The organism is Streptomyces guryensis (genome assembly GCF_021261325.1).
Taxonomy (GTDB): Bacteria; Actinomycetota; Actinomycetes; order Streptomycetales; family Streptomycetaceae; genus Streptomyces; species Streptomyces guryensis.
The window spans coordinates 483222-505408 of record NZ_JAJSBI010000004.1; the positions used below are offsets into that span (position 1 = coordinate 483222).

A 22187-nucleotide genomic window follows, 5' to 3' on the forward strand; every position below is an offset into this window, starting at 1 on the left:
TGTCGGCAACTTTACCGACGAGGAGTCGGGAAGAGTGTTGACTTAGGTAAGCCTTACCTAAGAAGATGAGGCTCATGGACTCCTTCTCGACCGTCATCCGCACCGCCTCCCACGAGCAGCACATGGAGGCGGAGACCTCGACGTTCATGAGTGACCTGCTGGGCGGCCGGCTGGGCGTGGCCGCGTACGCGCGCTACACCGAGCAACTGTGGTTCGTGTACGAGGCGTTGGAGGCCGGAGCCGAGCGGCTGGCGTCCGACCCGGTGGCCGGGCCCTTCATCCGGCCGGAGCTGTTCCGGCTGGCGGCGCTGGAGCGGGACCTGGCGCATCTGCGGGGTGCCGGGTGGCGGACGGGACTGAGCGCGTTGCCGGCGACGCAGGCGTACGCGGCCCGGGTGCGGGAGTGCGCCGAGCAGTGGCCCGGCGGCTACGTCGCGCACCACTACACCCGGTATCTGGGGGACCTCTCCGGCGGGCAGATCATCCGGGGCACGGCGGAGAAGACGTGGGGCTTCGAGCGGAAGGGCGACGGGGTCCGCTTCTATGTGTTCGAGGGGATCGGCAACCCGGCGGCGTTCAAGAGGGACTACCGGGAGCTGCTAGACGGCGTCCGGGCGGACGATCTGGAGAAACAGCGGATCGTGGCCGAGTGCAAGTCGGCGTTCGCCTTGAACACCGGGGTCTTCCGGGCGTTGGGCGAAGAGTTCCGCCTGTCCGCGTGACCGTCACTGGGGGCTGCCGCCCCCAGACCCCCGCTTCGGCCTGAACGGCCTCGTCCTCAAACGCCGGACCGGCTGAAAGATGCGGACCGGGCTTGTCGTCAGCGCTCCGGTTGCCGTTCCAGATACACCCGCCCCCCGATCTCGACCCACCCGTACGGCTGCGGAGCCGTAAGGATCTGCGACCCCGCCCCCTGCGTGATATTGAGCGCCCGCCCCAGCCGGTCCGTGAGCAACAGGGCGGCCGCCCCGGTGGCCTCGTCCTCGTCGATGCCGTCGTCGCGGCCGGGGAAGCCGCGGGCGCGGACCCGCCCCGCGGGCTCGTCCTCCCAGGCCCAGGCGTAGACCCACTCCCCCTTCGGCGGGACGGGCAGGTCGTCGACCTCGGCGGCCGTGGCGTACTGGCGGATCGTGCGCGGCGGGGCCCACTCCACCCGGGCCTCGATCCAGCAGAACTCGCCGTCCTGGCGGGCGCCGACCAGGCCGGCCTGCGTGACCAGTTCGGGCACGTCGAGGAGCCAGGCCGCGCCGACGCAGGGATGGCCGGCGAAGGGCAGGCGCAGGGTCGGGGTGTAGATGTCGATGACGCCGCGCTCGGGGTCGTCGACGAACACGGTCTCGCTGAACCCGAGCTTCGCGGCGAACGTCTGTCGTTCCGTCCGGTCGGGCATGACGGATCCCTCGCGGACGACGCCGAGTTCGTTGCCGTAGCCGCCGTTCGGGGCGCAGAAGACGCGGAGCACGTCGTAGTCGGTCACGGGGGAATTGAAACACTGGGCGCGTCAAGGGGATGCGCTCGCCGTCGCGTTGCACGATCAGGGGCTCGGCTCCGCCTGCGCGCACCGGGGCGCGATTCCGTGCGCCGACCGTGTCACGGCCGACGGTCGGCGGCCGGGGGACTTCGCCGAGCAGGCACCGAAGCGGATTCCTAGAAGTTTCCTTGACTGTTACTTGGGATGCGCTTTAGGCCACCGTGATCGGGCCGTGCCCATACGGCGTCCATGAGAGCTGAATCACCGCATGGCCGGGTATCGCGCAGGCAAGCCTTAGATAAGTTAGGTGAGCCTCACCATCCCTGCGTGAGCCTCGACACGCGATTTTCGCCAGCCTCAGGAGCCTGCATGCGAGCCGCCAGACTCTCCGTCGTCACCGCCGTCGCCACCGCGGCGGCGCTGACCGCCGTCACCGGGTGCACGGAGAAGAGCAAGGGCGACGGGGACGCCGCGGTCCAGGTGACCGCCGCCGACTCCAAGTGCGACACCTCCACCAAGTCGGTGCCGGCCGGACAGGTCACGCTGAAGATCGAGAACAAGGGCTCCAAGGCGACCGAGGTCGAGATCCTCTTCCCGGACGACCGGATCGTCTCCGAGAAGGAGAACATCGGGTCCGGTACGAAGTACACGCTGACCGCGGAGGTGAAGGCGGGCGAGTACGAGATCGCCTGCCGGCCCGGTATGAAGGGCCATGGCGTCCGGCAGAAGCTGACCGTCACCGGTTCCGGCGCCACCGCCAAGCGGAACCCCAAGCTGGACAAGGCCGTTGCCGACTACCGCGAGTGGGCGCAGGAGCAGGCCGACGCGACGCTCCCGAAGGTGGAGGTCTTCGCCAAGGCCATCAAGGCCGGCGACCTCAAGGCCGCCCAGGACGCCTACGCCCCCTCCCGGGTCGGCTGGGAGCGCACCGAGCCGATCGCCGAGTCCTTCGGCAACATCGACCCGAAGACCGACACCCGCGCCGACGGCCTGGAGAAGGGCCAGAAGTGGACGGGCTGGCACGCGCTGGAGAAGGCGCTGTGGCAGGACAAGAAGATCGGCGCCGAGCAGAAGACCCTCGCCGACCAGCTGGTCACCGATCTGTTGGACTGGCAGCAGCGGGTCGGCAAGGCCGTGATCACCCCCACCTCCATGGCCAACGGCGCCAAGGAGCTCCTCGACGAGGTCGCCACCGGCAAGGTCACCGGCGAGGAGGACCGCTACTCGCACACGGACCTGAGCGACTTCAAGGCCAACGTCGAGGGCGCGCAGCAGGCGTACGAACTGCTCAAGCCGGTCGCGCAGAAGAGCGACAAGGCGCTGGCCACCGAGCTCGACAAGCAGTTCGCCACGTTGAACACGCTGCTCGACAAGTACCGCACCGACAAGACCTCGGACGGCTTCGTGTCGTACGACAAGGTCACCGAGGAGCAGCGCAAGGAGCTCTCGGACGCGGTGAACGCGCTCGCGGAGCCGCTGTCCAAGCTCGCCGCCGCCGTCGTGAAGTAGGGGACGGACAACACCATGACGGAGATCCAGCAAGCCGCCGCCACCGAGGCCGGCAACTCCCAGGCGCCCTCCCGGCGTTCGCTGATCGGCTGGGGCGGTGCCGGGCTCGCGCTCGGTGCCGCCGCGGCCGGGGGCGCGGTCGCGATGACCAGCGCCGGCAACGACGTGGACCCGACGGCCGCCGAGGCCGGGGCCGCGGTCGCCTTCCACGGCGCCAACCAGGCCGGCATCGCCACGCCCGTACAGGACAGGCTGCACTTCGCCGCGTTCGACGTACAGACGGACGACCGCGCCGAGTTCGTGCAGATGCTGAAGGACTGGACGGCGGCAGCGCGCCGGATGACCGGCGGGAAGGCCGTCGGAGAGGGCGCGTACGGCGGTCTCGCCGAGGCCCCGCCGGACGACACGGGTGAGGCGCTGGGCCTCAAGCCCTCGCGGCTGACGCTGACCATCGGCTTCGGGCCGTCGCTGTTCGAGAAGTTCGGGCTGAAGGACCAGCGGCCCGAGGCGCTGGTGGACCTGCCGCAGTTCCCCGGCGAGAACCTCGACAGGAACCGCACCGGCGGCGACCTGTGCATCCAGGCCTGCGCGGACGACCCGCAGGTCGCCGTGCACGCGATCCGCAACCTGGCCCGCATCGGCTTCGGCAAGGTCAACATCCGCTGGTCGCAGCTCGGCTTCGGCAAGACCTCGTCGACGACCCCGGACGCGCAGACCCCGCGCAACCTGATGGGCTTCAAGGACGGCACCCGCAACATCGCGGGCACGGAGACGGACCGGCTGAAGAAGTTCGTGTGGGTCGGTGAGAAGGACGGTCCCGACTGGATGGCCGGCGGGTCGTATCTTGTCGCGCGGCGCATCCGGATGCACATCGAGACCTGGGACCGCACCTCGCTGCAGGAGCAGGAGGACGTCTTCGGCCGGGACAAGGGCGAGGGCGCTCCGGTCGGCAAGGCCAAGGAGCACGACAAGCCGTTCCTGAAGGCGATGAAGCCGACCGCGCATGTGCGTCTCGCGCACCCCGACTCCAACGACGGGATCACGATCCTGCGCCGCGGCTACTCCTTCACCGACGGCACCGACGGCCTCGGTCGCCTCGACGCGGGCCTGTTCTTCCTCGCCTACCAGCGGGACGTACGCAAGGGGTTCATCCCGTTGCAGCGCAGGCTCTCGGCGACCGACGCCCTCAACGAGTACATCCAGCACGTGGGTTCGGCCGTGTTCGCCGTTCCGCCCGGCGTCCGTGACAAGGACGACTGGTGGGGCAGCACGCTGTTCTCCAAGGAGGCGTGAGACGTGTTCTCCAACTACCTGATCGGCCTGCGCGAGGGGCTCGAAGCCAGCCTGGTCGTCTGCATCCTCATCGCCTACCTGGTCAAGACGGGCCGCCGGGACGCCATCCGGCCCATCTGGATCGGCATCTCCATCGCCGTGCTGATCGCGATGGCCTTCGGCTGCGTCCTCGAATTCGGCTCCCAGGAGCTGACCTTCGAGGCGCAGGAGGCCCTCGGCGGCTCGCTCTCCGTCGTCGCCGTCGGCCTGGTGACGTGGATGGTCTTCTGGATGCGGCGCACCGCCCGGCATCTGAAGTCGGAGCTGCACGGCAGGCTGGACGCGGCCCTCGCGATGGGCACGGGCGCGCTGGTCGCCACCGCGTTCCTCGCCGTCGGCCGTGAGGGCCTGGAGACCGCCCTGTTCGTGTGGGCCTCGGTGCACGCGGCCAGCGACGGTACCCCGCGCCCGCTGGTCGGCGTGGCACTGGGCCTCGCCACCGCGGTCTTCCTGGGCTGGCTGTTCTACCGCGGCGCCCTGAAGATCAACCTCGCGAAGTTCTTCACCTGGACCGGCGGCATGCTCGTCGTGGTGGCCGCGGGTGTGCTGGCGTACGGCTTCCACGACCTGCAGGAGGCCGACTGGATCCCCGGTCTGACGCACCTGGCCTTCGACATCAGCGACACCATCCCGCCGGACAGCTGGTACGGCACCCTCCTCAAGGGCGTCTTCAACTTCCAGCCGGACCCGACCGTCCTCCAGGTCACGGTGTGGCTGCTGTACCTGATCCCGACACTCGCGCTGTTCTTCGCCCCGGTAGGGTTCGCCTCCGGGAAGGGGAAGGTGAAGACACCTGATGAGCAGGGATCGCGGCCCTCGAAGGCTCCGCAGGCTTGAGCGAAGCGCACTGTTTGCGGCCTCGCTGACCGCTTTGTCGTTGACGGCGAGTGGTTGCGTGGTGGTGCACGGGGAGCGCGAGGTGCTCCCCTCCACCACCCGCGCCGAGGCGGCCAAGGCGCTCGAACAGTTCACGTCCGCGTACAACAAGGCGGACAAGGCGTACGACGGTTCGCTCGACGCCGACCATGTCACGGGCGCCCTGGGCGACATCGACGCGGCCCGTCTCAAGGCCGGTCACGCGCTCAGCCCGTCCGGCAATCCGGCGCACACGCCGCTGAAGCTGACCGACGTGACGTACACGATCCCCAAGAAGGCGGGCTGGCCCCGCTGGTTCGTCGCGGAGGCGCAGGGCAACAAGGGCGGCACCCTGCACTGGCTGCTGGTGTTCAACCGCGACGGTCTGGGGCGGCCGTGGAAGGTGGCGTATCTGACGCTCATCCGCCCGGGCACGCTGCCGAAGGTGAAGAAGGACGCGGACGGCTGGGCCGAGGCCGTACCGGCGAACTCCACCCGATTCGCCGTCCCGCCCGGGGACTTGAGCAAGGACTACGCGGCATACCTGAAGAGCGGCGGGAAGACCTTCGCTTCGGGTGAGCACACCGACCAGTGGCGCGCGCAGCGCAAGAAGCAGGAGAAGAAGCCGGGCCTGGTCACGCAGTTCATCGACGAGCCGCTGATCAGCGGCGACTACGCCCCGCTGGCGCTGCGCACGGTGGACGGTGGTGCGCTGGTGTTCTTCACCAACCGCCGCTACGAGAAGCAGACCGCCTTCGAGGGCACCTCGATCCCCACCCAGACCGCGAGCGTGAAGGCGCTGACGACCGGCGAGACCAAGCAGTCGCTGACGCTGGAGTACATGTCCAACGCAGTGGCCCTGGACCCGGGACAGGGCTCGGGCAGCGGCCAGGTGTCGATCCTGTCCCGACTGGAGGGACTGACGTCCGCACAGGGGTCGTAGGACGCCGAGCGGTTCGGTAGCGCCCCGAAAGGGGCGCGGGGCCGTGTTGGATCTGCGGCTACCGCCGCGTGGGCGCGACCGCCCCCAACGGCGCCGCAGACGAACAACGGCCCATCGCGGAGCGCCTACTGGCGCAGGGGCCAGGCCGCGCTCGCGTGGTCGGGCTCCTCGCCCGCGTAACGCGCACCGGCGTCGGTGAGAATCTCGAGCAGGCTCAGAGGATCCGGCAGCGGGTGCTCCAGGCCGCGTACCCAGTGCACGCTCTGGTCGCCGGGCAGCCGGGCGGGCGGTACGAGGACGTAGGAGCCGCGGCAGTGCCAGCGCAGTCCGGGGTGCTCGTCCACCGTCTCGGGGTGGCAGTCCAGCTCGCACGGCCACCACTCGTCCTCGTCCTCGGGGGTGCCGCGGGTGAGGGTGAAGAAGAGCAGCCGGCCGTCGTCGCTCTCGGCGACGGGTCCGACCTCGATACCGGCGGCGAGCAGCCGCTCCAGGGCCTCGCGGCCCACCTCCAGGGGCAGGTCGAGGACGTCGTGCACCATGCCGGTGGCGGTGATGAAGTTGGCCTGCGGCTGGTGGCGGGCCCAGCGCTCGATCTGGGCGCGGTCGGTGGTGGACTGCGTCTGCCAGGCGAACGACACGGGGTGCCGGGCCGGGGTGGGACAGCCCACACGGTCGCAGGAGCAGCGGTAGCCGGGGGCGGGGTGCGCGGCGGGGGCGAGCGGCAGGCCCGCTCCGGCGGCGGCGAGCAGCAGGGCCTCACGGCGGGCGTCGTCGGCGCCGGTCTCCTTCGGGCGGCGGCCACGCAGCCACTGGGAGAGTTTGCCCTGCCGGCCGTTCCGGCCGTCCGACTCCGCGCTCATCTATCACCCTCGCCTTGCTGTCGTGCGGACCAGCATGCCCTATGGTCCCACCGCACCGTGCTCCGGGGTACCAGAAGGGACATCCGGGGTACGAGGGGCAAGACCGTGCAGTGCGTACTGACGACTGTGTCCGTGAGGTCGAGGTGCTACGGCTGAGGGGTGTGCGGCGGCCAGGAGTCGCCCCAGGCCGCGTCCCGGGCCTCCTTGTACAGGTCTCCGTGGCGTTTGGTGACCGTGGTGCGGCCGAGGGACGGTTCGGTCTCGCACAGGTCCAGGAGGACCTGGCCCTTGCGGATCTGGGGCTTGCGTACGACGCGGTTGGTCGCCGGGGACACCGGGAAGCGGGCCGCGGCGACGTAGCCGAACTTCTCGTCCTCGTACGGCAGGGAGCCGCCCTTGACCTGGCGGTGCAGGGAGGAACGGCTGACCCGGGCCGCGAAGTGGCACCAGTCCTCGCCGGGGACGATCGGGCAGCCGGCGCTGTGCGGGCAGGGCGCGGCGACGTGGAAGCCGGCGGCGATCAGGCGGTCGCGGGCCTCGATGACGCGGGCGTAGCCGGCGGGGGTGCCGGCCTCGACGATCACGACGGCCTGGGCGGCGGCCGCGGCGGCGTCGACGAGGGCGGCGCGGTCGGCTCCGGTCAGCTCGTTGAGGACGTAGGAGACGGTGAGGAGGTCCGTGGCTTCGAGGGTGAGGGCGGCACCGATGCGGGCGCGTCGCCAACTGGCCTGCTGGAGCGCCGGGTTGGCGGTGGCGAGTTCCTTGCCGAGGGTCAGGGCGGGTTCGGCCCAGTCGAGGACGGTGACGGGGCGGATGCCGTCCCAGGTGGCGGTGACGGCCCAGGTCGCGGCGCCGGTGCCGCCGCCGACGTCGGTGTGGCTGCCGGGCGTCCATCCGGGCGTGGCGTCGGCGAACGCCGCCAGTGCGGCGTGCACCGCCTCGAAGGTGGCGGGCATCCGGTAGGCGGCGTAGGCGGCCACGTCCGCGCGGTCTCGGAGGATGGGGGCGTCGGTCGGGGTGGCCCCGCGGTAGTTGGCGATGAGGCGGTCGACTGCCTGCGTGGCCTGCTTGGGCGGGAGGCCGTCGAGGAGGGTGGCCAGGCTGCGGCGCAGGGTTTCGGCCGGGGGTGCGGGGTCGTTCACCCGACGATTCTATTTCGCCCCCGCCGCCCCTACCCGTCCCGGTCCGGGGGCCGGCCCCCGGACCCCCGCTCCTCAAACGCCGGAGGGGCTGAATTTTCACCGGCCGGGGCTGATCTTCGCCCGTCGGCGCTTGGTCTTTCAGCCCAGGGTCAAGCCCTGGACGGGCTGCGGTACACCGCCCTCGCGAGGCGGGTCGCGGCCGCTGCTCTCGGGCGGCTGTCGGGGTCCCGTCGCCGCGGATGCACCGTGTTCGCCAGCAGAACGAGAAACGTGTCCGTCGCCGGATCGAGTACGAGCGACGTCCCCGTGAAGCCCGTGTGCCCCGCCGCTCCCCGCCCCGCCAGCTCGCCCATGAACCAGGGCTGGTCCACGGCGAACCCCAGACCCGGCGGGGTCAGCAGCAGCTCGACGAAGTCGGTGCCCAGGATGCGGGCGGGGCCGTAGGAGCCGCCCGCGAGAAGGGTGTGGGAGAAGACCGCCAGGTCGCGGGCGGTCGAGAAGAGACCGGCGTGGCCCGCGATGCCGCCCAGCGCCCAGGCGTTCTCGTCGTGGACGACCCCCCGCACCATCCCCCGGTCCGCCTTGGCCCACGGCCGCCGCTGGTCCTCCGTCGCCGCCGCGCCGGGGCAGGGGCCGAAGTCGGTAGACAGCATGCCCAGTGGACGGGTGATCCCCTCACGGACCAGGACGTCCAGGGTGCGGCCGGTGATCCGTTCCAGCACGAACTGGAGCAGGAGGAAGTTGAGGTCGGAGTACGTGTACGTGCCGGGCACGCCGATCGGCGCCTCCGCCCGCAGCCTCGCCAGCCGCTCCGTGTCGTCCGCGCAGTCGTACAGCGGGAGTTCGGGGCGCAGCCCGGAGGTATGGGTGAGCAGCTCCCGTACGGTGATGCCGTGCCGGACGGCCGCGCGGAACTCGGGGAGGTACGCGCCGACCCGGGCGTCGATGCCGAGCGTGCCGCGCTCGATCTGCTGCACGGCGGCGACCGCGGTGAACAGCTTGGTGAGGGAGGCCAGGTCGACGGGTGTGTCGACGGTCATCGGGACCCGGGCCTCGGGCGGCAGTTCGACGCCACGGTCGGTGTCGGGGTCGTAGGCCGAGTATCTGACGGCCCAGCCCGCAGCCTCCTCGACCGCCATCACCGGCCCGCGGCCTGCGACGACGACGGTGCCCGCGGCCCAGGGGCGGTCCCCGGTGGTGAGGTCGTGGACCTCCTGGACGAGGCGGCGGAGTTCGCCGGGGTCGAGTCCGGCCCGTTCGGGACTGTCCCCACGCAGTCTCGGTGCGCTCAGCTGCCCGCTCCTTCCGCGGTGGTACGCCCGTTCCGAGGTCGGCACATTCCCACGAAGCAGGCCAGTGCCACCAGCGCTGCGGCCAGTTGGACGACGGCCATCGGGACGGCGGTGTGCTCTCCGGCGATCCCGACGAGCGGAGAGGCGACGGCGCCGATGAGGAACGAGGACGTGCCGAGCAGCGCGGACGCCGAACCGGCTGCGTGCTTGGTGCGCATGAGGGCGAGGGCCTGGGCGTTCGGCAGGGTCACGCCCATCGCGGACATCAGGACGAAGAGGGCCGCGGCGACCGGCGCCAGGCCGACCTTGCCGAAGACACCGGTGGACATCAGCAGGAGGGCGGTCGCGGCGGTGATGACGGCGAGCAGTCCCGCGCCCAGCGCCCGGTCCAGCCGGACCCTTCCGACCAGCAGCTTTCCGTTGATCTGGCCCACGGTCACCAGCCCCACCGAGTTCAGGCCGAACAGCAGGCTGAACGTCTGCGGGGAGGCGCCGTAGATCTCCTGGATCACGTAGGGCGAGGCCGATATGTAGGCGAAGAGGGCCGCGAACGCGAAACCGCCCGCCAGCATGAAACCGGTGAAGGGCAGGTCGGCGAGGAGGCGGCGCATCGAGTGCAGGGCCTCGCCGACTCCCCCGCCGTGCCGCTCGGCCGCGGGAAGGGTCTCGGGGAGCTTCGCCCAGACGAACCCGGTCAGCACCGTGCCCACGACCGTGAGCACCACGAACACGCCCCGCCAGTCCGTCACCCGCAGGATCTGCCCGCCGATCAGCGGCGCGACGATCGGGGCGACCCCGCCGATCAGCATGAGGGTGGAGAAGAAGCGGGCCATCGCCACGCCGTCGTACAGGTCGCGGACCACGGCTCGCGCGATGACGATCCCCGCCGCGCCCGCCAGCCCCTGCGCGAGCCGGAACGCGACCAGGAGCTCGACGGTCGGCGCGAACGCGCACAGGACGGTCGAGACGACGTAGGCGACCAGGCCGATCAGCAGGGGGCGCCGGCGGCCCCACCGGTCGCTCATCGGGCCGGCCACCAGCTGTCCGAGCGCCATCCCGAGCAGACAGGCGGTGAGCGTGAGCTGGACGGTGGCCGCGGGTGCGTGCAGGGAGTTCGTGACCTCCGGGAGCGAGGGGAGATACATGTCCATGGCCAGTGGCGGTGTCGCCGTGAGGCCGCCGAGGATCAGGGTGACGAGCAGCCCGGTACGGGGAACGGTACGGGCGGCGGCCGGTTCCGCTCCCGGTCCGGCCGCCTGTTCTATGTGCGGTTTCGACGCCCCCTGCTCGGGCATGTGCCCCTCCCTCTCCGAGTGCTACGCCCCTATGATCTCAGCTCGCACACAGTGCCGAATATCACGTGCCCGTCAGACCGCTCGACCCGGATGGCGGACGGTCTCGTCCCGTATGCCGGACCCTCGCCTACGCTGCGGGCCCATGAATGCCATGGAGACTGAGAAGCGGGGGACGGGCGGGCAGCCGAGGATCGCGGTGGTGACCGGCGCCGGCTCCGGCATCGGACGGGCGGTTGCCGTGGAGCTGCTGCGCGCGGGCTGGTCGGTGGCGCTGGCGGGGCGGCGGCCCGGGACGCTGGAGGAGACGGCGGCGCTGGTGCCGGGCGGCGCCAGTCTCGCCGTACGGACCGACGTCTCGCAGCCGGAGGAGGTGGCCGCGCTGTTCGCCGCCGCCGTCGAGCGGTTCGGGCGGGTGGACCTGCTGTTCAACAACGCGGGGACGTTCGGTCCCGGCGGGGTGCCGGTCGAGGAGCTGGAGTACGACGCCTGGCGGCATGTGGTGGACACCAATCTCAACGGGGCGTTCCTGTGCGCACAGGCGGCGTACCGGCAGATGAAGGAGCAGGACCCGCAGGGCGGACGGATCATCAACAACGGTTCCATCTCCGCCCATGTGCCGCGGCCGAACTCCGTCGCCTACACGGCGACCAAGCACGCGCTCACCGGCCTCACCAAGTCGCTCTCGCTGGACGGACGGCCGTACGGCATCGCGGTCGGGCAGATCGACATCGGCAACGCGGCGACCGACATGACCGCGCGGATGCAGACCGGAGCGCTGCAGGCCAACGGCGAGATCGCACCCGAGCCCGTGATGGACGTCGCCGACGTGGCGCGCACGGTGCGACACATGGCCGAGCTGCCGCTGGAGGCGAACGTGCAGTTCGCGACGGTGCTGGCGACCGCGATGCCGTACGTGGGCCGCGGCTGACCGACCCGGCAGGTCCTCAACTCGTCAACTTGCACAACCGGAATTTGAGCGTCCGCACCAATGCAGCCGGTCGTGGACTTATGCTCAAATCTCCTACACAAGAGCTTCACACTTGGGGGAGTGCAGTTCCGTAGGACGGCAGACCATGCCGAGGGGGGATGGCAGCCGTTCCACCGCACCGGGTGGGGGTGGATCTCGCGTGGGACCGCGAGGTACGCACCGGTGGGTGGAACGGCTGCCACACAACGTCAGTTGGCGTGCTTGCCGCCGCGCTTCCCGCGCCTGCGCAGCGCCCACACACCGCCCGCCAGCAGGGCGACCGTGCCGCCCGCACCCTCCAGCAACCGCCAGGCCGAGGGGTCCACGGCCCCCGCGCCCGGGGCGCCGGCCGCCGCCTGGGCCGACTTCCGGGTGGGGGTCACCCTCGCTCCGCCCTCGCTGATCGGCTCGACCAGCGTGCCGACCGGTTCGGCCGAACCGCCGTGCGTGAAGCCCCAGTCGAGCAGCGCGGCCGTCTCCTCGTAGACGGCGTTGGAGCCGCTCTTCGGGTGCATCACGGTGGCCAGCAGGGTCCGGCCGCCGCGGGTGGCGGCACCGGTGAAGGTGTTGCCGGCGTTGCTGGTGTAACCGTTCTTGACGCCGATCAGTCCGTCGTACGTCTTCAAGCCCCACGCGCCGGTGAGCAGACGGTCGGTGTTCTGGATCTGGAAGGTCTTCTTTCCGCCGGCCGGGAAGTCGGCGGTCCTGGTGTGGCAGTACTCGCGGAAGTCGGCGTTCTTCAGTCCGTGCCGGGCGAAGAGGGTGAGGTCGTAGGCGGAGGAGAGCTGGCCCTTGTGGTCGAAGCCGTCGGGGCTGACCACATGGGTGTCCAGGGCCTGCAGGTCCTCGGCCTTGGCCTGCATCTCGGCGACCGTCTTCGCCACTCCCCCGTTCATATGGGCGAGCACATGCACGGCGTCGTTGCCGGAGCGGAGGAAGACGCCCTGCCACAGCTGCTCGACGGTGTACGTGATCCCGGGCTTGACCCCGACCAGGCTGGAGCCGGCCGGGATGTCGGCCAGGTCGGCGTCGATCACCTTGTACCGCTCGCTCCGCTGGAACTTCTTCAGCACCGTGTCGGCGAACAGCATCTTCAGCGTGGACGCGGGCGGAAGGCGCCGGTGCGCGGCGAACGAAGCGAGTACCTCTCCGCTCTCGCCGTCGGCGACGATCCAGGCACTCGCGGTGAGCTTACCGGGCAGCCCTGTGGCGCCGCTCACCTGAATTCCCTTACGGGCGAGTCGCTCACCGCCGACGACGGTGCCGACAGCGGAAGCGGGAGTCGCGGCGGCAAGCGGAATCGCGGCTGCGGCCAGGCCGAGAGCAGCACGCCGGGACAGCGGAGAAGAACCGTGCATCCCGGGACGGTAACACCCACTCAACAGCAGTTTCCTGGCAGTACGCCGTCTACGGCATAGGAATTAGCCGTCTTACGGAATTCTGACCTGGCACCCCACTTGCTCAGGTCTGGTACATCCTTTACTCGGGCCACCACAAAGGGAAAGACCGGGGAAAGGGTTTCTCCCCGGCTTTTGACCTCCTCCGTCGCCCTGAGGGGCGAGGATTCTCCGCTGTGGGTGGCCCTCGTGGGTGAGGGCCGCCCGCTGCGGGTGGGTTCGTGGGCCGTTCACCGTCCGAGAATCCGGTCGACCTCGGCCAGCTGCCGGTCGGTGAGCGGTCCCTTCGCGATCGCGCCGGCGTTCTGCTCCGCCTGCGCGACCGAACGGAAGCCGGGGATCGGGACGGTGCGCGGACTGCGCGCCCACAGCCAGGCGAGAGCGCCCTGGGCGACGGTACGGCCGCCGCTGGTGAGGATCTCCCGGAGCGCGTCGATACGGGCGACCCAGTCCGGGTCGGCTCCGGCGCCCTGGCTGAAGCCCTCGAGCCAGGCCGGCGGCTTGCTTCGGATGTCGCCCGCCTCCAGGGCGCCTTGACGCCTCCCCGCCAGCAATCCCATGGCCAGCGGGCTGCGGTTGATGCTCGCGAGCCCCGACTCCTCGCACAGCGCGAACATCTCGGGCGCGTCCTGCAGCACGTTGGCCGCATGCTGCACGGCCGCACAGTGCTCCCCCTCGGCGAACACGGCGGCGCGGGCCGGGTCGTCGGTGCTCCAGGCGTAGGCGCGGATCAGCCCCTCCCGTACGAACTCCTCGCACAGGTCCCGGAGTTCGGCGGCCCGCTCGGGCTCGGCGTCGGAGATGTGCAGCTGGTAGAGGTCGACGTAGTCGGTCTCCAGCCGCTTCAGCGACGCGGTCAGCGCGCGGCGGGCGTGCGCCGGGGAGTCGTCGCGGCCGATGAGGGTTCGGGTCTCCTCGTCGAAGACGTTGCCCCACTTGGTGGCCACGACCACGTCGGCGCGGTGCTTGCCCAGGGCCCGGCCGAGGATGCGCTCGCTGTGTCCGGTGCCGTAGGTGTCAGCGGTGTCGAAGAAGCTCACGCCGAGGTCCAGGGCGCGCCGGATCGCCCGTACGGACTCGTCGTCGTCGACCCTGCCCCAGCCGAGGGGCTGCCCTTCGGTGTTCTGCCACTCGCCTCCGATGGCCCAGCAGCCGAAGCCGAGAGCGCTTACCACGATGCCGCTGCGACCGAGGGTCCTGTTCGTCTCCATGACCGAGAACGGTAGGAGTTGGAGCGCACACGAAGGCAAGGGGTGGTGCGCGTGACTTACGCCTGGCCGGTCTCGAAGCGGGAGATGCGACCGTCGTCCTCGATGGTGAAGTTCCAGCGGGTGCGCATCTCGCCCCAGGCGTCGTTGCGGTAGTGGGCGAGGAGGGCGCGACCGCCCTGGGACTCGTTGTCGACGTCCAGGTGGCCGTTGGAGGCGAAGATCTCCCGGTCGATCCAGTCGGCGAGGTCGCGGTCGGAGCCGTCGTCCGCCATGGTCGCGTCCTCGGTGAGGAGGGACAGGAAGGCGTCGCGGTCGTGGGCGTTGACGGCGGTGACGAACGCGCGGACGGCCGGATCGCTGAGTTTGGCTGGCTGAATCGTCATGCCAGCAGAGTCACACCGGCCGCCGGGACCCGCCACCCGAACGGCTGCGCGGACGGGTCCGCGAGGTGTGAGGAGTGCGACGGTGGACACGCGGAGGGGAGTGGTCCTGTTCGTCCGTCCCTGTTGTACGTCCCCGCTGTCTGTTCCGGGAGAAATCATGAGCTCTTACGACCGGCGTGATCTGGGTCTGCTGCTGCTCCGGCTGGGTGCCGGCGGTGTGCTGGCGGCGCACGGCACGCAGAAGCTGTTCGGCTGGTTCGGCGGACACGGCATCGAGGGGACCGGCCAGTTCATGGAGTCGGTCGGCTACACGCCCGGCAAGGCGAGCGCGACGGCGGCGGGTCTGGCGGAGGCCGGCGGGGGCACGCTGCTGGCGCTGGGCCTGGCGACCCCGGCGGCGGGTGCGGCGGCGGCCGGCGCGATGGCCGGGGCGTCCGCGGTGCACGCCCCCAACGGCTTCTTCAACGCGGAGGGCGGCTACGAGTACGCGGCCACCCTTGCCCTGGCCGCCACCGGCCTCGCGGTCGCCGGCCCCGGCCGTCTCTCCCTCGACCACGCACTCGGCCATGTCTTCGACCGCGGCTGGATGGTCCCGACGGCACTCGGCGTGACCGCGGCGGCCACGGCGCTGGTCGTGGGAACGCGGAACAAGCGGCTGCGGGACAAGAAGCCGGACGAGCAGGAGGCCCTGTTCGCGGAGGAGGAGGCGCTGTTCAGGGAGTGACCCGGGCGGGCAGGCTGGGCCCATGACTGATCAGCCCCCTCCCTCCGAGACTCCGGCCTCCCCCGACCTCTGGACAGCCGTCGACGACCTGTGGACCTGGCTCGACGCGAACCGTGCGCACGGCGGCCAGGAGGGCCTGCTGCTGCGCATGCTCAAGCTGTCGGAGGAGGTCGGCGAGGTGGCGCAGGCGGTGATCGGCGCCACCGGCCAGAACCCGCGCAAAGGGGTCACCCACACCTGGGAGGAGGTCCAGGGTGAGCTCTGCGATGTCGTCATCACGGCTCTGGTGGCGCTGCGCACGCTGACGCCCGACACCCGGGAGGTGTTCACCCGGCATCTGGCGAAGGTCACCGCACGCTCCCTCGGTCCGTCCGCGGCCGGTGAGGCCCGGCAGTAGCAGGATCCCGCGCAACTGTCGTGCCCGGTACGGGACTTGGCCCGCACCGGTTGCTTCACACAGCCCCGGGTCCTGAATACTGGCGCGGTGGCCGGCCGGCCACGGCATACCGGACCAGGGGGCTGACATGGTGGCGACGTCATACCGGGCGGGCGAGCCCGGCGAGGAACTCCTGGACGAGACCGTCGGATCACTGCTGCGCCGCGCCGCCCGGCTCGCCCCGGATACGGTCGCCCTGGTCGAGGGCGTGCCGGACCCCGCCGGGCGCCGCCGGTGGACGTACGCCGGACTGCTCGACGAGGCCGAGCGCGCGGCGCGGGCCCTGCTCGGACACTTCTCGGCGGGCGAGCGCGTGGCGGTGTGGGCGAACAACATCCCGGAGTGGGTGATCCTCGAACTCGCCGCCGCTCTCGCGGACATCACCCTGGTGACCGTCAACCCGGCCCTGCGCGAGGCGGAGTTGCGGCACGTGCTCGGCCATTCCCGCGCGGCCGGCGTCTTCCTGCGCCGGGAGTACCGCGGCAACCCGATGGCCCGCACCCTGGCCGGCATCCGCGCCGACCTGCCCGACCTGCGCACGAACGTCCTGTTCGAGGACTGGGCGGAGTTCTGCGCCGAGGGCTCCCCCGACCGCGCGCTGCCCGAGGTCGACGCCTCGTCACCGGCCCAGATCCAGTACACCTCGGGCACGACCGGCGTCCCGAAGGGCGTGGTCCTGCACCACCGCGGCATCACCAACAACGCGCGACTGGCCTACGTCCGCACCTTCGGGCTGCGGCCGGGCGAGGCCGCGCTCAACCCGATGCCGCTGTTCCACACCGCGGGCTGCGTGCTGGCCACCCTCGCCTCGATCATCAGCCTGGGCACCCATGTCCTGCCCCCGCACTTCGAGCCGGGCCTGATGCTCGAACTCACCGAGTCCGAGAGCTGTGTGGTGATGGGAGGCGTGCCGACGATGCTCATCGCCATGCTCGAACACCCGGCGCTCCCCCGCACCGACCTCTCGTCCCTTCGGTACATGCTGTCCGGCGGCGCCTCCGTCCCGCCCGAGCTGGTCCGCCGGATCGAGCAGGCCTTCGGTGTGCCGATGGCCATCATCTACGCCCAGACCGAGGCCTCCCCGGGCATCACCATCACCCGCCTCGACGACACCCCGGACGACCGCGCCCACACGGTCGGCAGGCCCCTCCCCCTGACCGAGGTGAAAATCGTGGACGCGGCGGGAACGGTCGTACCGCCAGGCGTCACCGGCGAACTCTGCACCCGCGGCTACCACGTCATGACCGGCTACCTCGACGCCCCGGACGCGACGGCCGCCGCCGTCGACGCCGACGGCTGGCTGCACACCGGCGACCTGGCCTCGATGGACGAGCGCGGCTACTGCCGTATAGACGGCCGGCTGAAGGACATGATCATCCGCGGTGGCGAGAACATCTACCCGCGCGAGATCGAGCAGGTGCTGGCCGAGCATCCCGCCGTCGGGGAGGCCGCGGTGGTGGGCGTGCCCGATCCGGTCTGGGGCGAACGCGTCGCGGCCTTCATCCGCCTCAACTCGGATCACACGGTGGGCGAGAAGGAGCTCTTCGACCACGTCCGCGCCCATCTGGCCCCGCACAAGACGCCCCGCACCTGGGTCTTCGTCGACGGCTTCCCACTGACCGGTTCCGGCAAGATCCGCAAGAACGCGCTCCGGGAGGACTACGTCGCGGGGCGACTGCCTGGCTGACGTTCCGGGCCGCTAGGGCGAGCCTGCGGTGGGTGCGGAGTCCTCCCGGAGCTGCACAGCAGCACGTGCTCGCCATCCACGACGATCGACGCCCAGGCATCCAGCCCGCCCGCGCTCACCTCCATGAGCACCTCGCCGTCCTCGCGAGCGGCAACCGGGAAGGCGTCGGCCCTTAGAGCACCGCCTGCGCGCCCTGTTCCGGCGGGTCACCGGGCCGGGTACGGCCGACCCCCTCGAACTCTCACTCCTGGCCAGCACCGACCACCCCAGGTCGCGGCCGCGCTGCGCCAGGTCACCGAGCGCCGGATCACCTATCTGACCGGCCTCTTCACCGACTTGGGCTTGGCGGAGGACGAGGCGGGTGAGCCGGGCCTGATGGCGTACGGCTTCTGTCCGGGGCACAGCCGGCTGGGGCATGCGGTGCCCGTCCGTGCTGCCGTCGGCGGAGGGGTTTGCGGGGTATCTGGAGGCGGCGGTGGGGCCGCCGCTGCGGCGGGACCGGGCCGGTCGGGCTGTACGCGCAGTACAGCCCGACCGCGCCGACGGTGAAGTACGCCGGTCAGCTGGAGGTCGGCGTCATGTCCGGGTTGCCGTAGTAGGCGTCGGGGCCGTGTTTGCGGGTGTAGTGGCGGTTCAGGAGGTGGGGTGGGGGCGGGCCGGACGGGTTGAGGGAGAGGGTGTGCAGGGCGATGTCGGCGACGGCCTCGCAGATGATCGCGTGTTCCAGGGACTTGCGGGCGGTGGCGCCCCAGGTGAAGGGGCCGTGGCCTGCGACGAGGGCGGCGGGGACCTCGACGGCCCGCTGGTCGTCGCCGTCGAGCAGGTCCACGATGACGCGGCCGGTGTTGTACTCGTAGTCCCTCAGGCACTCCTCCTCGGTGAGGTTGCGGGTGACGGACACCGGCCCGTTGAAGGTGTCGGCGTGGGTGGTGCCCAGGACCGGGATGTCGCGTCCGGCCTGGGCGAAGGCCACGGCGTGGGTGGAGTGGGTGTGGGTGATGCCGCCGATGGAGGGGAAGGCGAGGTAGAGGCAGCGGTGGGTCTCGGTGTCGGTGGAGGGGCGCAGGTCGCCGTCGACGACGGCGCCGTCGGACAGGCGTACCGTCACCAGGTGGTCGGCGGTCAGGTCCTCGTAGCGGACTCCGGAGGGCTTGATGACGAACACCCCCGCCTCACGGTCGACTCCGCTGACGTTTCCCCAGGTCAGCGTGGCCAGGCCGACCTGGGGGATGGCGAGGTTCGCCTCCAGTACCTCCTGGCGCAGGCTCTCTTGGACGGCTGTGGGCATGATCCCTTCCCTGTTCACGGGGCCTGCCTGTTCACAGGGCCTGGGCGAGGCGGTGGTAGGCGGCGTTCCAGCGGATTTCCTTGGCGAGCTGGTCCGAGGTGGTGTCCTGGTCGATGGTGAGCAGTTCGACGTCGGCCATGGCGGCGTAGTCGCTGAGGGTCTCGAGGTCGACGGCCGAGCTGAGGACGGTGTGGTGGGGTGCGCCTGCCAGCAGCCAGCTCTCGGCGGATTCGGCGAGCGAGGGGCGTGGCTGCCACACGGCCCGGGCGACCGGGAGCTGGGGCAGTGGCTGGCTGGGGGCGACGACGTCGACGGCGTTGGCGGTCAGCCGGAAGCGGTCGCCGAGGTCGCACAGGCCGACGACGACGGCGGGGCCCTCGGCGGCGTCGAAGACCAGACGGACGGGGTCCTCGCGGTTGCCGATGGACAGGGCGTGGATCTCGCAGCGGGGGCGCTCGGCGGCCACCGAGGGGCAGACCTCCAGCATGTGGGCGCCCAGGATCCGGGGGGTGCCGGGGCCGAGGTGGTAGGTGTAGTCCTCCATGAAGGTGGTGCCGCCGGGCAGGCCGGTGCCCATGACCTTCATGGTGCGCAGCAGGGCGGAGGTCTTCCAGTCGCCCTCGCCGCCGAAGCCGTAGCCGTCGGCCATCAGCCGCTGCACGGCCAGACCGGGCAGTTGGCGCAGGCCGCCGAGGTCCTCGAAGTTGGTGGTGAAGGCGGTGAAGCCGCCCTCGGTGAGGAAGGTGCGCAGGCCGAGTTCCTGGCGGGCGGCGTAGAGCAGGGAGTCGTGGCGCACGCCGCCGGGGCGCAGGGCCGGGACGACGTCGTACGACTCGACGTATTCGGCGGCGAGTTGGGCGGCTGCCTTGTCCTCGACCTGGTCGACGACGGCGACCAGGTCGTTGACACCGTAGGTGTTGACCGAGAAGCCGAACCGCAGTTGTGCCTCGACCTTGTCGCCCTCGGTGACGGCGACCTCGCGCATGTTGTCGCCGAAGCGGGCCAGGCGCAGGGTGCGGGCGGCCTGCCGGCCGGCCGCGGCCCGGGCCCAGGCGGCGATGCGGCCCACGACCCGGGCGTCGGTGGCGTGCCCGGCGACGATCTTGCGGTTGACGCCGAGACGGGCCTCGATGTGGGCGAACTCGCGGTCGCCGTGGGCGGCCTGGTTGAGGTTCATGAAGTGCATGTCGATGCTGGACCAGGGCAGTGACAGGTTGTACTGGGTGTGCAGGTGCAGCACGGGCCGGTCCAGGGCGCTCAGGCCGGCGATCCACATCTTGGCCGGGGAGAAGGTGTGCATCCACACGATCACGCCCACGCAGTGGTCGGCGGCGTTGGCCTCCAGGCACAGTCTGCGGATCGAGTCGGCGTCGGTGAGGACCGGCTTCCACACGATCCGCAGCGGTATCCTGCTCGACCCGTCGAGGCGTTCGGCGATCTGCTGGGACTGGTGGGCGACCTGAGCCAGGGTCTCCTCGCCGTACAGGCCCTGACTGCCCGTCAGGAACCAGACCTCGTGGCTGTCGTACGGCTGGGCTGTGCTCGTCATGGAAGTTCCTTTCACATCGGGTCTGGTCACGCGGACGCTTCGGCGCGGATACGGCGCAGGCGGTGCATGACGTCGTTGACGCCCCGGCCGAAGTAGTCGTGCAGCAGCCGGTACTCCGCGTAGAGCGAGTCGTAAGCCGCGGCGCGTTCCGGGTCGGGCTGGTACACGCCCCGGTCGGCCTTGCCCATGCACCGCGCGGCGGCCTGGATGTCGGGGTACGCCCCGGCCGCCACCGCCGCGTGCATCGCCGCGCCGAGAGCAGGCCCCTGCGTCGAGCCGATGACGCCGAGGGGACGGCGGGTGACATCCGCGTAGATCTGCATGAGCAGCGCGTTCTTCGTCAGACCGCCCGCGATGATCAGCTCGTCGACCGGCACCCCGGACGTCTCGAAGGCCTCGATGATGGTGCGGGTGCCGAAGGCGGTGGCCTCCAGCAGCGCCCGGTAGACGTCCTCCGGCCGGGTGGACAGGGTCAGTCCCACGACCACACCGCTCAGCTCGTGGTCGACGAGCACGGAGCGGTTGCCGCTGTGCCAGTCCAGTGCGACCAGACCGTGCTCGCCCACCTTCTGCCCGGCCGCGAGCGCGGTCAGGTGCTCGTGCGCGTCGCGGCCGAGGGCGGCGGCCTGTTCGGCGTACTCGGCGGGGAAGCCGGTGCGCACGAACCAGGCGAAGATGTCGCCGACGCCGCTCTGCCCCGCCTCATAGCCCCACAGCCCCGGCAGGATGCCGCCGTCGACCACGCCGCACATGCCCGGCACCGTCTCGTTGCGGTCGGAGCTCATCACATGGCAGGTCGAGGTGCCCATGATGGCCACCATCTGCCCCGGCTCCACCGCTCCGGCCGCGGGTGCGGTCACATGGGCGTCGACGTTGCCCACGCACACGGCGATGCCCTCGGGCAGACCCGTCCACGCCGCCGCCTCGGCCGTCAACCGTCCGGCCTCCGCGCCCAACTGGCCGATCTCCTGCTCCAGTTTCTCCGTCACGAAGTCGGCGAACCCGGGGTTGAGCGCTTCCAGGTAGGCGCGGGAGGGGTAGGCGCCGTCCTGGAGCTGGCCCTTGTAACCGGCGGTGCAGGCGTTGCGCAGATACCTGCCGCACAGCCGCCACACGATCCAGTCCGCCGCCTCCACCCACCGCTCCGTACGGTGGTAGATCTCGGGGTCCTCCTCCAGCATCTGGAGCGCCTTGGCGAACTCCCACTCCGAGGAGATCTTCCCGCCGTACCGCCCCAGCCACGACTCCTTGCGTTCGGCGGCCAGCGCGTTGATCCGGTCGGCCTGGCCCTGGGCGGCGTGGTGGCGCCACAGCTTGACGTAGGCGTGCGGACGGGCCGTGTACTCGGGCAGTTCGCACAGCGGGGTACCGTCCGCGAGCGTCGGCAGGACCGTACAGGCGGTGAAGTCCGTGCCGATGCCGACCACCTGCTCCGGCCGCACACCGGCGGCCTCGAGCGCCGCCGGTACGGCGTGGCGCAACACGTCGACGTAGTCCGACGGCACCTGAAGGGCCCAGTCCGGGGGCAGCCGGGTACCGTCCGGAAGCTCCCGGTCGAGGACCGCATGCCGGTAGGCGTGCTCGGCCGTCCCCAACTCCGCTCCGTCGCGCATCCGGACCACCACGGCCCGCCCGGACAGCGTCCCGAAGTCGACGCCCACGACGCAGGGTTCCGCGTTCCCGACCGTCTCGTCTCCGACGTTCACCATCAGCCTCCTCCACATAGAGATTTTCGATATCTCGACCACTGTTCGATCTTCCGAAGACAACGGATCGGCAGCCGCGCCCTGACGGGGCGCGGGACTGCACCGATTCGCGACTCCGTCGCGTGGGCGCGACCAGCCAC

The 22187-nt window shown here is 70.9% G+C and carries 20 protein-coding genes; 9 read left to right on the plus strand and 11 right to left on the minus strand.

Annotation, left to right across the window (positions count from 1 at the left end):
- Positions 1-74 precede the first annotated feature (74 nt).
- Positions 75-722 carry a biliverdin-producing heme oxygenase gene (locus LJ657_RS11735; protein WP_232648383.1) on the plus strand — a complete coding sequence of 216 codons (648 nt, stop codon included), beginning with the start codon at positions 75-77 and terminating at the stop codon, positions 720-722.
- 98 nt (positions 723-820) lie between these two features.
- Here LJ657_RS11735 and LJ657_RS11740 read toward each other — a convergent pair whose 3' ends face one another.
- Entirely contained in the window at positions 821-1477 is a 657-nt protein-coding gene (locus tag LJ657_RS11740) for a PhzF family phenazine biosynthesis protein (protein ID WP_232648384.1), read from the minus strand.
- Between the two features lie 363 nt (positions 1478-1840).
- On the opposite strand from LJ657_RS11740, the gene efeO reads away from it, so the two are divergent.
- Genes efeO through LJ657_RS11760 form a run of 4 tightly spaced genes read left to right on the plus strand, consistent with a single transcriptional unit; the run spans position 1841 to position 6110 of the window.
- Complete coding sequence (gene efeO, locus LJ657_RS11745) at positions 1841-2980, plus strand: iron uptake system protein EfeO (protein WP_232648385.1); 1140 nt, start codon at positions 1841-1843, stop codon at positions 2978-2980.
- 15 nt (positions 2981-2995) lie between these two features.
- A complete protein-coding gene (gene efeB, locus LJ657_RS11750; RefSeq protein WP_232648386.1) occupies positions 2996-4273 on the plus strand; it encodes an iron uptake transporter deferrochelatase/peroxidase subunit in 1278 nt (425 codons plus the stop codon).
- Positions 4274-4276: 3 nt separating this feature from the next.
- Positions 4277-5149 carry an iron uptake transporter permease EfeU gene (gene efeU / locus LJ657_RS11755; RefSeq protein WP_232648387.1) on the plus strand — a complete coding sequence of 291 codons (873 nt, stop codon included), beginning with the start codon at positions 4277-4279 and terminating at the stop codon, positions 5147-5149.
- Positions 5109-6110: an SCO2278 family lipoprotein gene (locus LJ657_RS11760; protein WP_232648388.1), complete on the plus strand. Its 1002-nt coding sequence runs from the start codon at positions 5109-5111 to the stop codon at positions 6108-6110. Before efeU ends, LJ657_RS11760 begins: the two co-directional genes overlap by 41 nt.
- A gap of 125 nt (positions 6111-6235) precedes the next feature.
- On the opposite strand, the gene LJ657_RS11765 is transcribed toward LJ657_RS11760, so the two are convergent.
- From LJ657_RS11765 to LJ657_RS11780, 4 genes are all read right to left on the minus strand, one after another.
- Positions 6236-6970, minus strand: coding sequence for a bifunctional DNA primase/polymerase (locus LJ657_RS11765; RefSeq protein WP_232648389.1), 735 nt, complete (start codon positions 6968-6970; stop codon positions 6236-6238).
- 146 nt (positions 6971-7116) lie between these two features.
- A complete protein-coding gene (locus LJ657_RS11770) occupies positions 7117-8112 on the minus strand; it encodes a small ribosomal subunit Rsm22 family protein (protein WP_232648390.1) in 996 nt (331 codons plus the stop codon).
- Positions 8113-8261: 149 nt separating this feature from the next.
- Complete coding sequence (locus LJ657_RS11775; protein ID WP_232648391.1) at positions 8262-9449, minus strand: serine hydrolase domain-containing protein; 1188 nt, start codon at positions 9447-9449, stop codon at positions 8262-8264.
- Positions 9401-10699 carry a multidrug effflux MFS transporter gene (locus LJ657_RS11780; protein ID WP_232648392.1) on the minus strand — a complete coding sequence of 433 codons (1299 nt, stop codon included), beginning with the start codon at positions 10697-10699 and terminating at the stop codon, positions 9401-9403. The genes LJ657_RS11775 and LJ657_RS11780 overlap by 49 nt, the downstream gene beginning before the upstream one ends.
- A gap of 151 nt (positions 10700-10850) precedes the next feature.
- Between LJ657_RS11780 and LJ657_RS11785 the strand changes: the two genes are divergently transcribed.
- Entirely contained in the window at positions 10851-11627 is a 777-nt protein-coding gene (locus tag LJ657_RS11785; protein ID WP_372487901.1) for an SDR family oxidoreductase, read from the plus strand.
- Positions 11628-11875: 248 nt separating this feature from the next.
- Here the strand turns inward: LJ657_RS11785 and LJ657_RS11790 are convergent, their stop codons facing one another.
- From LJ657_RS11790 to LJ657_RS11800, 3 genes are all read right to left on the minus strand, one after another.
- Positions 11876-13024: a D-alanyl-D-alanine carboxypeptidase family protein gene (locus LJ657_RS11790; protein ID WP_232648394.1), complete on the minus strand. Its 1149-nt coding sequence runs from the start codon at positions 13022-13024 to the stop codon at positions 11876-11878.
- 269 nt (positions 13025-13293) lie between these two features.
- Positions 13294-14274: an aldo/keto reductase gene (locus tag LJ657_RS11795; protein ID WP_232648395.1), complete on the minus strand. Its 981-nt coding sequence runs from the start codon at positions 14272-14274 to the stop codon at positions 13294-13296.
- Positions 14275-14330: 56 nt separating this feature from the next.
- Positions 14331-14657: a nuclear transport factor 2-like protein gene (locus LJ657_RS11800; protein WP_232648396.1), complete on the minus strand. Its 327-nt coding sequence runs from the start codon at positions 14655-14657 to the stop codon at positions 14331-14333.
- 157 nt (positions 14658-14814) lie between these two features.
- Between LJ657_RS11800 and LJ657_RS11805 the strand changes: the two genes are divergently transcribed.
- The 3 genes from LJ657_RS11805 to LJ657_RS11815 all read left to right on the plus strand — a co-directional run bounded on the left by LJ657_RS11805 (position 14815) and on the right by LJ657_RS11815 (position 17504).
- Positions 14815-15381 (plus strand): DoxX family membrane protein, encoded by a 567-nt coding sequence (locus tag LJ657_RS11805; protein WP_232648397.1) that lies wholly within the window; start codon positions 14815-14817, stop codon positions 15379-15381.
- A 22-nt stretch (positions 15382-15403) separates the two neighbouring features.
- Positions 15404-15778, plus strand: a complete 375-nt coding sequence (locus LJ657_RS11810) for a MazG-like family protein (RefSeq protein ID WP_232648398.1) — start codon at positions 15404-15406, stop codon at positions 15776-15778.
- A 127-nt stretch (positions 15779-15905) separates the two neighbouring features.
- A complete protein-coding gene (locus LJ657_RS11815) occupies positions 15906-17504 on the plus strand; it encodes an AMP-binding protein (RefSeq protein WP_232648399.1) in 1599 nt (532 codons plus the stop codon).
- 559 nt (positions 17505-18063) lie between these two features.
- Here LJ657_RS11815 and araD read toward each other — a convergent pair.
- Genes araD through araB form a run of 3 tightly spaced genes read right to left on the minus strand, consistent with a single transcriptional unit; the run spans position 18064 to position 22050 of the window.
- Entirely contained in the window at positions 18064-18792 is a 729-nt protein-coding gene (araD, locus tag LJ657_RS11820; protein ID WP_232648400.1) for an L-ribulose-5-phosphate 4-epimerase AraD, read from the minus strand.
- A gap of 31 nt (positions 18793-18823) precedes the next feature.
- Positions 18824-20341: an L-arabinose isomerase gene (gene araA, locus LJ657_RS11825; protein WP_232648401.1), complete on the minus strand. Its 1518-nt coding sequence runs from the start codon at positions 20339-20341 to the stop codon at positions 18824-18826.
- A 26-nt stretch (positions 20342-20367) separates the two neighbouring features.
- On the minus strand, positions 20368-22050 hold the full coding sequence (gene araB / locus LJ657_RS11830; RefSeq protein WP_232648402.1) for a ribulokinase: 1683 nt from the start codon (positions 22048-22050) through the stop codon (positions 20368-20370).
- Between the last annotated feature and the right edge of the window lie 137 nt (positions 22051-22187).

Excerpts from the sequence above, each read along its gene's own strand:
- LJ657_RS11735 (WP_232648383.1), top strand. The coding sequence starts at position 75 with ATGGACTCCTTCTCGACCGTCATCCGCACCGCCTCCCACGAGCAGCAC.
- efeO (WP_232648385.1), top strand. The coding sequence starts at position 1,841 with ATGCGAGCCGCCAGACTCTCCGTCGTCACCGCCGTCGCCACCGCGGCG.
- efeB (WP_232648386.1), top strand. The coding sequence starts at position 2,996 with ATGACGGAGATCCAGCAAGCCGCCGCCACCGAGGCCGGCAACTCCCAG.
- LJ657_RS11760 (WP_232648388.1), top strand. The coding sequence starts at position 5,109 with ATGAGCAGGGATCGCGGCCCTCGAAGGCTCCGCAGGCTTGAGCGAAGC.
- LJ657_RS11765 (WP_232648389.1), bottom strand. The coding sequence starts at position 6,970 with ATGAGCGCGGAGTCGGACGGCCGGAACGGCCGGCAGGGCAAACTCTCC.
- LJ657_RS11780 (WP_232648392.1), bottom strand. The coding sequence starts at position 10,699 with ATGCCCGAGCAGGGGGCGTCGAAACCGCACATAGAACAGGCGGCCGGA.
- LJ657_RS11785 (WP_372487901.1), top strand. The coding sequence starts at position 10,851 with ATGGAGACTGAGAAGCGGGGGACGGGCGGGCAGCCGAGGATCGCGGTG.
- LJ657_RS11790 (WP_232648394.1), bottom strand. The coding sequence starts at position 13,024 with ATGCACGGTTCTTCTCCGCTGTCCCGGCGTGCTGCTCTCGGCCTGGCC.
- LJ657_RS11795 (WP_232648395.1), bottom strand. The coding sequence starts at position 14,274 with ATGGAGACGAACAGGACCCTCGGTCGCAGCGGCATCGTGGTAAGCGCT.
- LJ657_RS11800 (WP_232648396.1), bottom strand. The coding sequence starts at position 14,657 with ATGACGATTCAGCCAGCCAAACTCAGCGATCCGGCCGTCCGCGCGTTC.
- LJ657_RS11805 (WP_232648397.1), top strand. The coding sequence starts at position 14,815 with ATGAGCTCTTACGACCGGCGTGATCTGGGTCTGCTGCTGCTCCGGCTG.
- LJ657_RS11810 (WP_232648398.1), top strand. The coding sequence starts at position 15,404 with ATGACTGATCAGCCCCCTCCCTCCGAGACTCCGGCCTCCCCCGACCTC.
- LJ657_RS11815 (WP_232648399.1), top strand. The coding sequence starts at position 15,906 with ATGGTGGCGACGTCATACCGGGCGGGCGAGCCCGGCGAGGAACTCCTG.
- araD (WP_232648400.1), bottom strand. The coding sequence starts at position 18,792 with ATGCCCACAGCCGTCCAAGAGAGCCTGCGCCAGGAGGTACTGGAGGCG.
- araA (WP_232648401.1), bottom strand. The coding sequence starts at position 20,341 with ATGACGAGCACAGCCCAGCCGTACGACAGCCACGAGGTCTGGTTCCTG.
- araB (WP_232648402.1), bottom strand. The coding sequence starts at position 22,050 with ATGGTGAACGTCGGAGACGAGACGGTCGGGAACGCGGAACCCTGCGTC.